This window comes from Brevundimonas sp. T2-11 (assembly GCF_055397675.1).
Map to the genome: position 1 here is coordinate 734931 of NZ_AP027920.1, position 11380 is coordinate 746310.

Below are 11380 nucleotides of genomic sequence, written 5' to 3' on the forward strand. Positions count from 1 at the left end.
CGCCCGCCTGGCAAAGCGCGTTTACGGAGACGCAGATATGGCGACCGGCACGGTCAAGTGGTTCAACCCCACCAAGGGCTACGGCTTCATCCAGCCCGACAACGGCGGTTCGGACGTTTTCGTCCACATCACCGCGGTTCAGAAGGCTGGCCTGCAAGGCCTCGATGAAAACGCCAAGGTCGAATACGAGCTGGAAAACCAGCGCGGCAAGACCTCGGCCGTGGACCTCAAGGTTCTCTAAGGCCGACGAACCCTTGAGGTTCTGAGATTGAAGGGCGCGGGACCAGCCGGTTCCGCGCCTTTCTTTTTGTCTGGAAGAGTAGAGCGCTAACGCGCGGCTCGCGGAGCCGCGCTGCTTGAGCGCAGACGTAGAGTATCGACGTAGAGCTTCCCTCGTGAGCGGGGGGAGTTCAGAATCCCAGTTCCGCCCGCAGGGCCTCGGGCGTCAGGCCGGCGGCGCGCAGTTCGGCCAGGGTCACCGATTGGTCGCGCTTGGCGTAGCGGCGACCGTCGGGGCCAGTGAGCAGGCGGTGGTGGCGATAAACGGGTGCCGGCCAGTCCATCAGGGCCTGGATCAGGCGCTGGATGTGGGTGGCCTCGAACAGGTCCAGGCCCCGCACGACGTGGGTGACGCCTTGCAGGGCGTCGTCGTGGGTCACGGCCAGATGATAGGCGGTCCCGGCGTCCTTGCGCGCCAGCACCACGTCGCCCGCCGTTTCCGGCCGGGCGCGGACGAGACCCGTTTCGCCGTCCGGGCCTTCGCCCTCCTCGATGAAGGACAGGGCGTTCCAGGCGTCTTCGCCCAGGGCTTTGCGCGCGCGGTCCAGCGACAGCCGCCAGGCGTAGGGACGGCCCTCGGCCAGCAGACGGGCTTCCTCCTCGGGCGCGTGAGGGCCGGGGCGCACGGCTTCGGCCGGGCCGTGCGGGGCGTCGCCGATGGCGTCGAGGATCTCCTTGCGGGTGCGGAAGCAGCGATAGAGCAGGCCGCGCGCGTTCAGGGCGTCGATGACGGCGGCGTAGTCGGCCAGATGATCGGACTGGCGCCGCACCGGGGCCTTCCAGTCGAGGCCGAGCCAGGCCAGGTCCTCGTAGATGCCGGTTTCGAATTCCGGCTTGCAGCGGGTCGGGTCGATGTCCTCGATGCGCAGGACGAAGCGCCCGTTCGCCTCGCGCGCCGCGGTCCAGGCCGTCAGCGCCGAGAAGGCGTGCCCCTTGTGCAGGCGGCCGGTGGGCGAGGGAGCGAAGCGGGTGGCGAACATGGGGACAGCCTAGCGGTTTCCGGCCGTGGTCAGAATGGGGGGCGGGCGCCCTCTTTCAGAATGGCGACAGGCGGGCCTAGCATGAGGCATGGCCACAGCTCCCTCCGCATCCTCCATCGCCGCCGCCCGCGAGGCCCTGGCCGCCGCCGATCCGGCGCTGGCGCGGGCGCATGTCCAGACGCCGGTGTTCGAATGGCGGCTGCGGCCCGGCGGATACGAGGGCCTGTTCCGCATGATCGTGGAGCAGCAGGTCTCGGTCGCCGCTGCCGCCTCGATCTGGAAGCGGACGGTCGAGGGGCTGGGCGGGACGGTGACGCCGGACGCGGTGCTGGCGCTGGACGTCGAGACCCTGCGCACCTTCGGCCTGTCGGGACAGAAGGCGAAATACGGCCATGAGATCGCGCGGGCCCAGACCGAGGGGCGCGTCGACTTCGATCATCTGGAGCGGCTGGACGACGCCGAGGCCATTGCGGCCCTGGTGGCGATCAAGGGCGTCGGCAAGTGGACGGCCGAGACCTTCCTGATGTTCTGCGAGGGGCGGCTGGATGTCTTTCCGGGCGGCGACGTGGCCTTGCAGGAGGCGATGCGCTGGGCCGACGCGGGCGAGGCGCGACCGAATGAGAAGCAGGCCTATGCCCGGGCCGAAATCTGGCGTCCGCATCGCGGGGTGGCGGCGCATCTGCTCTGGGGATGGTATGGAGGGGTCAAGCGCGGCGATATCGCGCTGGAGGACCCGCCGACTTGACCCCGCTGATTGACGCCGACCTGACCCGGCCCGAGACCGTTCTGCCGCTGCTGGACTTCGCCGGCGTGGCCGTTTTCGCCGCCACGGGAGCCCTGGCCGCCGCGCGCGAGAAGCATGATCTGGTGACCTTCGCCTTCTTCGGCGCCATCACCGGGGTCGGGGGCGGGACCCTGCGCGACCTGCTGATCGGGGCGCCGGTCTTCTGGGTGCAGGACTGGCGCTATATCGGAGTCTGCCTGCTGACGGCGGCGGCCTTCTGGATGCTGGGGGCGCGGACCTGGCGTTTCCGGGCCCTGCTGTGGCTGGATGCGGTGGGTCTGGCGGCCTATGGCGTCATGGGGGCGGCGAAGGCGGCCTCCTATGGCGTGGCGCCCCTGATCTGCGTCGTCATGGGGGTGTTGACGGCCTGCTTCGGCGGGGTGGTGCGCGACGTCCTGGCGGGTCAGCCGTCGATCCTGCTGCGGCGCGAACTGAACATCACCGCAGCGCTTCTGTCGGCGGGCCTGTTCGTCAGCCTGAAGGCCCTGACCGTGCCGACCTGGCCGGCGGTGGGGGTGGCCGTCGCGGCGGGCTTCGTCTTGCGCGCCGGCGCCCTGACCTGGGGCTGGAGCCTGCCGGCCTTCCCCAGCGCCCCGACTCGAAATTGAGGGCTGACCCATGACCGAGGTTCCCGCCGCCTATCGCGACGCGCCGCGCTGGCCCTTCGGCGACAGTCCCGAACTGGCCGACGAGCTTCTGGCCCTGGTGCTGGCGGGCGACAAGCGGGCCACCTGTTCGTCGCTGGCGGCGTGCGAGGCGGACATCATGCCGACGGTGGGCGAGATCAGCGTCATCCTGGACGGGGCGGGCGCTCCGCGCTGCGCCATCCGCACCACCGAGGTCGAGATCATGCCCTTCGAGCAGGTGAGCGAGGACTTCGCCCGCGCCGAGGGGGAGGGCGACCTGACCTATGAATGGTGGCGCGACGCGCACGAGGCCTATTACCGCCGCGAAGGGACCTGGGCGCCGGGCATGAAGGTGGTCTGCGAGCGGTTTGAGCTGGTCGAGGTCTTCTGAGGCGGCGTCACGAAAACGCTGCATCTCGGTCATGGCGACGAAGGAGAATCGGGCGTAGGCTCCTCCCATCAGACTAGGGAAGGAGACGTGTCCTCACTCCTGTCGCCTCGGTATCCCCCCGTATGAGCGGGAGGGCCTGATGCAGGTCCTGACCCGCCCCCCGTCCGGCTTTCCGGCCTTGGTGCTGAACGCCGACTTCCGTCCTCTATCCTATTACCCCCTGTCGATCTGGCCCTGGGAAGAAGTGGTCAAGGCCGTCTGGCAGGAGCGCGTCGACGTGGTCGCCACCTATGACAAGGTGGTGCGCAGCCCGTCGATGGAGATGCAGCTGCCCAGCGTCATCTCGCTGAAGTCCTATGTCGATCAGGACCGCAAGCCCGCCTTCACCCGCTTCAACGTCTTCCTGCGCGATGGTTTCGCCTGCCAGTATTGCGGCGAACAGGGCCTGGCCCAGGACCTGACCTTCGACCATGTCATCCCCCGCTCGCGCGGCGGCCGCACCACCTGGCAGAACATCGTCGCCGCCTGCGGTCCCTGCAATCTGAGGAAGGGCGGGCGCACGCCGCAGCAGGCGGGCATGCCCCTGCTGCGCCGCACCGCGCACCAGCCGAATTCATGGGAGCTGCAGGAGGCCGGCCGCCGCTTCCCGCCCCATTATCTGCACCAGAGCTGGCTGGACTATCTCTACTGGGACATCGAGCTGGAGCCCTAGCGCGGTCTGGGTCCGGTCCTGAGGGGGCGGCCTTCCAGCCGCCGTCTAGAGGTCGCGCGCGGCCTGTTCGCGCATCCGCTCGGCCTGGCGAACCATGTCGGCGGCCTGACCCGGCAGTCGATGCGACAGGGCGACCAGTTCAGCGTCCGTCACGTCGTTGCCGCGTGCGCGATTGTCGGCGATGACCTGGGCGCGATAGGCGGGGTCGCGCAGCTTGACCGCTTCATTGCGCATCTGTTCGGCGCCCCGGTCCATCTGATCGGCGCCGTCGCGCATGCTGGCGCGGGCCTGGATGCGAGCATGACGCGCCTGTTCCTGAGCGACTGCAGCTGGGGCGCGCGCATGGGCTACGCTGGCCTCGAGATCGGCGCGGGGCGGCGCCAGGGCGGCGTGTTCACGGCGAATCCGTTCGGCGTCTCGACGGGCGACCTCGGCCTGGGCCCGGACACGGGTCGCCTGTGCGCGGACTTCGGCGGCCTGACGACGGGCCTCGACGGCCTGAGCGCGGGCCTGGGCCGCCTGGGCGCGGGCGTCCGCCGCCTGAGCCCGAGCCGCCTCGGCCGCACTGCGGCTTTCGGGGTCGGCGTCGGAATGGCTTTGATAGAAGTAGTAGCCGTTCTGCGCGCCATGAGGGGCGGCAGGCGGGGCTGGCGGCGCCGGCGGCGCCGGGGGAGCCGGAGGTGCGGGCGGGGCGGCGAGGGCGGACAGAGCCGGGGCCGCGGGAGGCGGAGCAGGGGGCGCCGGCGGAGCGGGCGGCGCGGGGACCCAGGCGACCGTGGTCGGGGTCAGGATGATCCGAGAGGTCTGAGGCGCGTCGGGCGTTTGCGTCTGTGCGGCGCGAGCGGTCAGCTCGACGGCGGCCAGGGGCGTGGCGACGGCGGCCAGGGCGCCGATGGACAGTGCCAGGGTCAGGGGACGGGAAGGCAGTCTGCGAGGCGTCTTCATGATGCGGGCGATCCTTCGGGTGAGAGACTTGTGGGAACCGCCCATGCCGAGGGCGGGCAGGGCGGAACGCGCGGGGGCGTCGGACGCGAGATCGATCAGGGCCCGGGCATAGGTGCGGGCGTCCACCTGGGTCACGGCGTCGGCGTCGGCGGCGTCTTCAGTGCGGGACGCGAGGGTGGCGTGCAGCAGCCACACCAGCGGGTTGAACCAGAAGAGAGCGACCGCCAACCGCGAGAGCAGGAGGAACAGCCAGTCGGCGCGCCGGATGTGGGCCAGTTCATGGGCCAGGACGGCGGGGGCGGTTTCGGGGCGCTTGAGGCAGTTCTCGCTGACCAGGACCACGCCGGGCGGGGGACCCCAGCTGAGCGGCCCCTCGACACGGGAGGAGGCGACCAGCCGGGTCCGGCCCGAGGCGTCGAGACGACGCAGGGCCTCGGTCCAGCGCTGATGGGTGACCGGACGGCCTTCGGCGGTCCAGCGGCTCAGGGTCCAGACGCCGAGCATGAAGCGGCCGGCCACCAGGAGCAGTCCACCCGAATAGACGAAGGCGGCGATCAGGCCCCAGGGCGGCGCGTCCGGCAGGGCGCCGTTGAGGGTCGCGCGGGCCACTGGCTGCAGGTCCACGGACCAGGCCAGATCCGGCGCGACGGCCGTGGTCTGGACCGGCGCCAGCCAGGCCAGCGGCAGGCTGGGGCCGAGCAACATAAACAGCGGCAGGGCCAGCAGCAGGCAGACCGCGGCGCGCAGCAGGGCGGCGTGATCGGAGGCGGAGCGCCGCTGCATGAGGAGGGACAGGGTCAGTCCGGCGCCGGCGATGACGCTGGACTTGGCCAGAAGTTCGCAGAACAGGAGCCAGGTCACGCCGCGTCTCCCTTGCGGTCGTCGTCGTCGCCGGCCGCGTCGATGGCGCGACGCAGGGCGTCGGCCTCCTCGGGTTTGAGCTTGCGGGCCAGGCCAAGCAGGGCGGTGGCCGCCGAGGCCGCCGATCCGGCGAAGAAGGTGTCGACCATCTTGCGCAGGGCGCTGTCGGCCAGGGCCTCGGACCGGGGGACGGGTCGATAGGCGACGCCGCCGCTGGCGGCCGCGCGCTGGACCAGGCCCTTGGCTTCCAGCCGGTTCAGCAGGGTGCGGACGGCGGAATCGCTGAGCGGATCGGTCAGGGCGTCACGCACCGCCGCAGTCGACCCTTCGCCCAGGCGGCAGAGAATTTCGAACACCTCGCGTTCGCGTCGCGGCAGGGTCTCGATCATCGGCGCATTCCGTTCGCTACATTTGTAGCGCTACATGCGTAGCGAAATGCGGCGCAATTGTGTTCTTGTAGGTGAACTTTTGGACAGGCCAGAGGGGGCTAGAGGCCCAGGGGACCGTAGAGCCAGGCCATCCACAGGCCGATGGCCAGGAAGACGCCGAAGGGCAGCTTGTCCGTGGCCTTGATCGACGTGCGTCGGATGACCTGGGCCAGCACCAGGCTGAGGCCGGCCACGGAGGCCCAGATCAGGGTCGTGGGCAGAGCCAGGGCGCCGACCCAGGCGCCGCCCGCCCCCAGCATGAAGGGGTCGCCGCCGCCCAGGCCCTCGCGTCCTCGGGTCATGCGATAGAGGCGGCCGATCAGCCATAGCCCGCCGAAACCGATCACGACGCCCAGACCGGACTGGATCAGGGCGGGCAGCGGATCATCGAGGTGCAGCCAGACGGCGGCGGCGAGACCGCTGAGCAGAAGGGGCAGGGTCAGCTGGTCCGGCAGCCAGAGGTTCTCGGCGTCCACCACGGCCAGAAGCAGCAGCTGCCAGCCGAGCACGGCGGTGAGCAGGGCCGGAACGAGCGCCGCGTGATGCAGGCCGGCCCAGACGCCGATCAGGCCGGCGCCGGCCTCCATCAAGGGGTAGCGGCGGGGGATGGCCGAGCCGCAGTCGGCGCAACGGCCGCGCGACAACAGCCAGCTGATGATCGGGATCATGCGCCACGGCGCCAGGGCGCGGCCGCATCCGCCGCAGCGTGACCGGCCCAGCACCACGCCTTCCGCGCGCGGCAGCCGCCAGCTGACCAGGCCCAGGAAACTGCCGACGAACAGGCCGACGCCGCCCAGCAGGACTGCATGAATCAGCATGAACGGTTTGCTCCCCCTGACGGACCTCGCCAGCCATAGCCCTCATGACGATGAAACGGGAGGTGATTTACGGTCGCCGGATCGGCCGGGCGCGACAAAACCTTCGTTCAAGGATGATATTTCGCGAAAGCGCGAAAACAGCTTCACCAAACATCGTTTCAACTGTCGTGGTTCGGCGTCCGCCCTGTCACATCGGGCTTCTAGGGAGGGGCCGGGTAGGCGGGCGCCGAACTTCATCCAAACCCTGACAATCGTCACGGGCGTCCTCCTGCATGTCTCATCTGGTCAGACACGGTGGAGAACGATGACCGCTCTCAAGACGAAAACCCTGCTTGCGGTCGCCGCCAGCGCCCTGGCCCTCGCCGCATGCGGCGGTGACGGCACCTCTGAACTGCAGAACCCGGGCAATACCGGCAGCAACCCGGGCACGGGCGGCGGCGGCGACAACGGCGGCGGTCCCGGCGGCGGCTCGAACGGCGCCTGCCCGACGCACCCGAACGTGACCAAGGTCACCGTCGGCACCGAGGAGCACTGCCGAATCTCGGGCGAGATCACCACCAACCTGACCCTGACGGCGGGCCCGGCCTATCAGCTGAACGGCACGGTCAAGGTCGGCAAGGACGTCGGCTTCGACGGCCAGAAGGCCGGCGGCGTCACCGCCGTCCTGTCGATCGATCCGGGCGTGAAGATCTACGCCGGCACCCGCACCTCGCAGCTGGCCATCCAGCGCGGCTCGCGCATCAACGCCCAGGGCACCGCCGCCCAGCCCATCATCTTCACCAGCGCCGACGCGCTCGGCTACGCCACCACCCTGGGTCTGGCCAACGCCCGTTCGCCCCTGGGCGCCGGCGTCCGCAACGACCCCCACTCGGGCGAGTGGGGCGGCCTGTCGCTGCTGGGCCGTGGCGTGATCAACAACTGCCCGGCCGCGCCGGCCGTCTGTGAAGCCGAAGCCGAAGGCGGCTCGGGCCTGTACGGCGGCAATGTGCCGAACGACACCTCGGGCACCCTGCGCTACGTCCGCGTCGAATACGCCGGCGTGCGCTTCACCGAGACCAACGAGCTGAACGCCATCGCCTTCTGGGGCGTCGGTTCGGGCACGACCGTCGACTACATCCAGGCCCACAACGGCGGCGACGACACGGTCGAGTTCTTCGGCGGTTCGGTCAACGCCAAGCACCTGGTGCTGACGGGCGCCGACGACGACAGCCTGGACTGGACCTTCGGCTGGAACGGCAAGGTGCAGCACGTGGTCATCGCCCAGAACCCGCTGCAACTGGCCGGCGACGCCGGCTATGAGGCCGACAACAACGAACTGGGCCATGACATCACGCCGCGTTCGGCGCCGACCATCTCGAACGTGACCCTGGTGGGCGACACCACGGCGGGCGCCGGTCTGCGTCTGCGTCGTGGCACCGCCGGCAAGCTCTACAACCATGTCGTGGCGGGCAACTTCGTGCGCGGCCTGCGTATCGACGACGCCGCCACCTTCGCCCAGGCGGACGCGGGCCATCTGTCGCTGATGTCCTTCTACATCTCGACGGCCACGCCCTTCCACAACACCCAGGCCCAGGCGGTCTTCACCAGGGACGCCAACAACCGCACCGGCGCCTCGACCCTGTCGGCCTACGTCTCGGGCGGCAAGGCCTACATCAACGGCGTCAACGAGAACGGCGTGACCGCGGTCGATCCGCGCACGGTCGACGCCTTCTTCGACAACGCCCCCTACGTCGGCGCGGTCCGTGACTCGGCTTCCAACTGGACGCTGAACTGGACCCGCTGGCTGAACGACTAAGGGTCGATCTGATCCTTGAGCGGCGGGCGGCCTCGCGCCGTCCGCCGTCTCGCCTTTCTTCCTTCTCTCCGGCGCTCGCACCGAAGGACTTCTTGAGATGACGCCTACCCGCACGATCGGCCTCGCCGGCCTGCTCGCCAGCACTGTCCTGACCGCTCCCGCCCTGGCATGGGCCCAGGACGCGGCGCCCTCGGCTCCGGCTCCGCAAGATCCCGATGCCGTTTCGACGGTCGAGGACATCGTCGTGCGCGGCCGCTTCGTGCCTGACGTCAAGCGCGAGACCTCGGCGGTCGCCAACATCCTGACCGAGGAAGACATCAAGCGCTCGGGCGACTCGGAGATCGGCGAGGCCCTGGCCCGCGTCACCGGCCTGTCCATCGTCGGCGACGGCTATGTCTATGTGCGCGGCCTCGGCGATCGCTATTCCAGCATCGTGCTGGACGGTTCGACCCTGCCCAGCCCCGAGCCGCTGAAGCGGGTGGTGCCGCTGGACCTGTTCCCGACCTCTCTGGTGTCGAACGCCCAGATCCAGAAGACCTATTCGGCCCAGTATCCGGGCGAGTTCGGCGGCGGTCTGATCGCCCTGTCGACGCGAGCCATTCCGAACGAGCGCTTCTTCTCCTTCGGCGCCTCGATCGCCGCGGAAACGGAGTCGACGGGCAAGGACGGCCTGTACTGGGATGCGGGCGGCGGTTTGTCCAATATCGGCATCGCTGACAACAGCCTGAACCTGCCCAACTTCATCAAGATCGATCCCTCGCTGCAGTCCTTCGCCAACAACCCGGTCATGCTGCAGGCGGCGGGGCGTTCGCTGCGCAACATCTGGTCGATCGACGGCGACAGCAATCTGCCCGACTTCGGTTTCAACCTGTCGGGCGCGGAGATCGTCGACCTGTCGAACGGCGTCCGTCTGGGCGGCTTCGTCGCCGTGGACTACGACTATCAGGTTCGCAACCGCGAGGGCGTGCGCAACTCCTTCGAGGTCAACGGCGGCGTCAATGACCAGATCAGCCCGGAGGCCTGCGACAGCGCCGGCGGTCTGTCTAACGCGACGGGTTGCGGCTTCCGCCGCACCGAACAGGAATACGCCCTGAACGCCCTGGGCGCCTTCGGTATCGAGTTCAACGAGAACCATGAGCTGAAGCTGACCACCCTGCTGCTGCGCAAGACGCGTCAGCAGGCCCTGATCGAGCGCGGCCTGTTCTCGGCCGATCCCGGTCTGCTCCGCAGCTTCCAGCGTCTGAACTGGATCGAGCAGCAGATGAACTCGAACCAGCTGTCGGGGCGTCACGTCTTCATGCTGCCGATGGCCCTGGACCGGCTGCAGATCGACTGGCGCGCGGCCTATTCGACCGCCTCGCGCGATACGCCCTATCGTCGCGAATACTCCTATCGTCTGGAGCCGGACAACGTCTTCCGCCTGACGCCGGGATCGGATTCCAACCGCACCTTCTTCAGCGCCCTGGAAGACGAGAACACCGAGTTCGGCGTGGACTTCACGCTGAACGGCCTGATCGCCGACCGCGAGATCACCCTGAAGGCCGGCGGCCTGCATCAGGAGCGTGAGCGCGACTTCGCCAGCCGTCGCTACTCCTTCCAGCCGGCGGCGGGCGTGATCATCACGCCGGAACTGCGCAGCTTCGTGCCGGAGATCATCTTCAGCCCGGACAATATCGGCGGCAACGCCGGCTACACCCTGCGCGACATCACCGATCCGTCGGACTTCTTCGACGCGACCATGGAGATCAACGCGGCCTACGCCTCGGCCGAGGTCGAGGTGATCCGCGACCTGCGCGTCACGGCCGGCGTCCGCTACGAGGACTCCGAGCAGCAGGTGAACAGCTTCATCCCTCTGGGCGAGACCGGCGCGGGCGACCCCATCGCCGCCAACCTGGCCCAGGACTTCTGGCTGCCGACGGCGACGGCGACCTGGGAGTTCGCCGACAACATGCAACTGCGCTTCGGCTATTCGAAGACGATCAACCGCCCCGACCTGCGCGAACTGTCGAACGCCCTGTTCCTGGACGACGACTCCAACACCCTGGAGCGCGGCAATCCGAACCTGAAGATCGCCGAGATCCAGAACTACGACCTGCGCTGGGAATGGTATTTCGGCCAGCGTCAGTCGGCCACCATCGGCCTGTTCTACAAGTCCTTCGACAACCCGATCGAGCGCACCTATCAGCCGATCGGCGAGGGCTTCGGCCGGTCGTTCCAGAACGCGCAGGAAGCGACGCTGAAGGGCGTTGAGGCCGAGATCGACTACACCCTGCCGATGGATGTCTGGGCCCCGAACCTGACCTGGTTCCAGGACAACGAGGTCTTCGTCGTCGCCAACGTCACCTGGTCGGACTCCGAGGTGAAGGACGCGGCCTATACCCGCGCCCTGCAGGGCCAGTCGGAATGGCTGGGCAACCTGCAGCTCGGCTTCGAGAACTCCACGGCCCGTCGCCGCGCCACCCTGCTGGTCAACTATCAGGGCGAGCGGATTTCCGATGCAGGCATCATCACCGGCACGACCCGTCTGCCGGATGTGATCGAGACGCCGCCGATCATGCTGGACCTGGTCGCCAGCCAGACCTTCACCGTCGGCGGTCGCGACTATGATCTCGGCGCCAAGGTCGAGAACATCCTGGGCGAGGAATACGAGCGCAGCCAGTCCTTCGCCAACGGCGGCAAGGGCGTGGTCGAAGGCTACAAGCTGGGCACCACCTTCTCACTGAGCCTGTCCACGACCTTCTGATCCGCATACGGCGGCGTT

The 11380-nt window shown here is 68.8% G+C and carries 11 protein-coding genes; 7 read left to right on the forward strand and 4 right to left on the reverse strand.

Annotation, left to right across the window (positions count from 1 at the left end):
- The first annotated feature begins 37 nt into the window (after window positions 1-37).
- Window positions 38-241: a cold-shock protein gene (locus ACZ5XO_RS03625; protein ID WP_292083547.1), complete on the forward strand. Its 204-nt coding sequence runs from the start codon at window positions 38-40 to the stop codon at window positions 239-241.
- Window positions 242-410: 169 nt separating this feature from the next.
- On the opposite strand, the gene gluQRS is transcribed toward ACZ5XO_RS03625, so the two are convergent.
- On the reverse strand, window positions 411-1259 hold the full coding sequence (gene gluQRS, locus ACZ5XO_RS03630; RefSeq protein WP_464163965.1) for a tRNA glutamyl-Q(34) synthetase GluQRS: 849 nt from the start codon (window positions 1257-1259) through the stop codon (window positions 411-413).
- Window positions 1260-1347: 88 nt separating this feature from the next.
- Between gluQRS and ACZ5XO_RS03635 the strand changes: the two genes are divergently transcribed.
- From ACZ5XO_RS03635 to ACZ5XO_RS03650, 4 genes are all read left to right on the forward strand, one after another.
- Window positions 1348-2004 (forward strand): DNA-3-methyladenine glycosylase family protein, encoded by a 657-nt coding sequence (locus ACZ5XO_RS03635; protein WP_464163966.1) that lies wholly within the window; start codon window positions 1348-1350, stop codon window positions 2002-2004.
- Window positions 2001-2651 (forward strand): trimeric intracellular cation channel family protein, encoded by a 651-nt coding sequence (locus ACZ5XO_RS03640; protein WP_464163967.1) that lies wholly within the window; start codon window positions 2001-2003, stop codon window positions 2649-2651. Before ACZ5XO_RS03635 ends, ACZ5XO_RS03640 begins: the two co-directional genes overlap by 4 nt.
- Window positions 2652-2661: 10 nt before the next feature.
- Entirely contained in the window at window positions 2662-3060 is a 399-nt protein-coding gene (locus tag ACZ5XO_RS03645; protein WP_464163968.1) for an ASCH domain-containing protein, read from the forward strand.
- Between the two features lie 136 nt (window positions 3061-3196).
- On the forward strand, window positions 3197-3772 hold the full coding sequence (locus ACZ5XO_RS03650) for an HNH endonuclease (RefSeq protein WP_207827356.1): 576 nt from the start codon (window positions 3197-3199) through the stop codon (window positions 3770-3772).
- A 45-nt stretch (window positions 3773-3817) separates the two neighbouring features.
- Here the strand turns inward: ACZ5XO_RS03650 and ACZ5XO_RS03655 are convergent, their stop codons facing one another.
- From ACZ5XO_RS03655 to ACZ5XO_RS03665, 3 genes are all read right to left on the reverse strand, one after another.
- A complete protein-coding gene (locus ACZ5XO_RS03655; protein WP_464163969.1) occupies window positions 3818-5578 on the reverse strand; it encodes a M56 family metallopeptidase in 1761 nt (586 codons plus the stop codon).
- A complete protein-coding gene (locus tag ACZ5XO_RS03660) occupies window positions 5575-5967 on the reverse strand; it encodes a BlaI/MecI/CopY family transcriptional regulator (protein ID WP_464163970.1) in 393 nt (130 codons plus the stop codon). Before ACZ5XO_RS03660 ends, ACZ5XO_RS03655 begins: the two co-directional genes overlap by 4 nt.
- A gap of 98 nt (window positions 5968-6065) precedes the next feature.
- On the reverse strand, window positions 6066-6824 hold the full coding sequence (locus ACZ5XO_RS03665) for a prepilin peptidase (protein WP_464163971.1): 759 nt from the start codon (window positions 6822-6824) through the stop codon (window positions 6066-6068).
- Between the two features lie 304 nt (window positions 6825-7128).
- On the opposite strand from ACZ5XO_RS03665, the gene ACZ5XO_RS03670 reads away from it, so the two are divergent.
- Together ACZ5XO_RS03670 and ACZ5XO_RS03675 are read left to right on the forward strand one after the other, a co-directional pair.
- Window positions 7129-8619, forward strand: a complete 1491-nt coding sequence (locus tag ACZ5XO_RS03670; RefSeq protein WP_464163972.1) for a hypothetical protein — start codon at window positions 7129-7131, stop codon at window positions 8617-8619.
- A 97-nt stretch (window positions 8620-8716) separates the two neighbouring features.
- Entirely contained in the window at window positions 8717-11362 is a 2646-nt protein-coding gene (locus ACZ5XO_RS03675) for a TonB-dependent receptor domain-containing protein (protein ID WP_464163973.1), read from the forward strand.
- Window positions 11363-11380 lie beyond the last annotated feature (18 nt).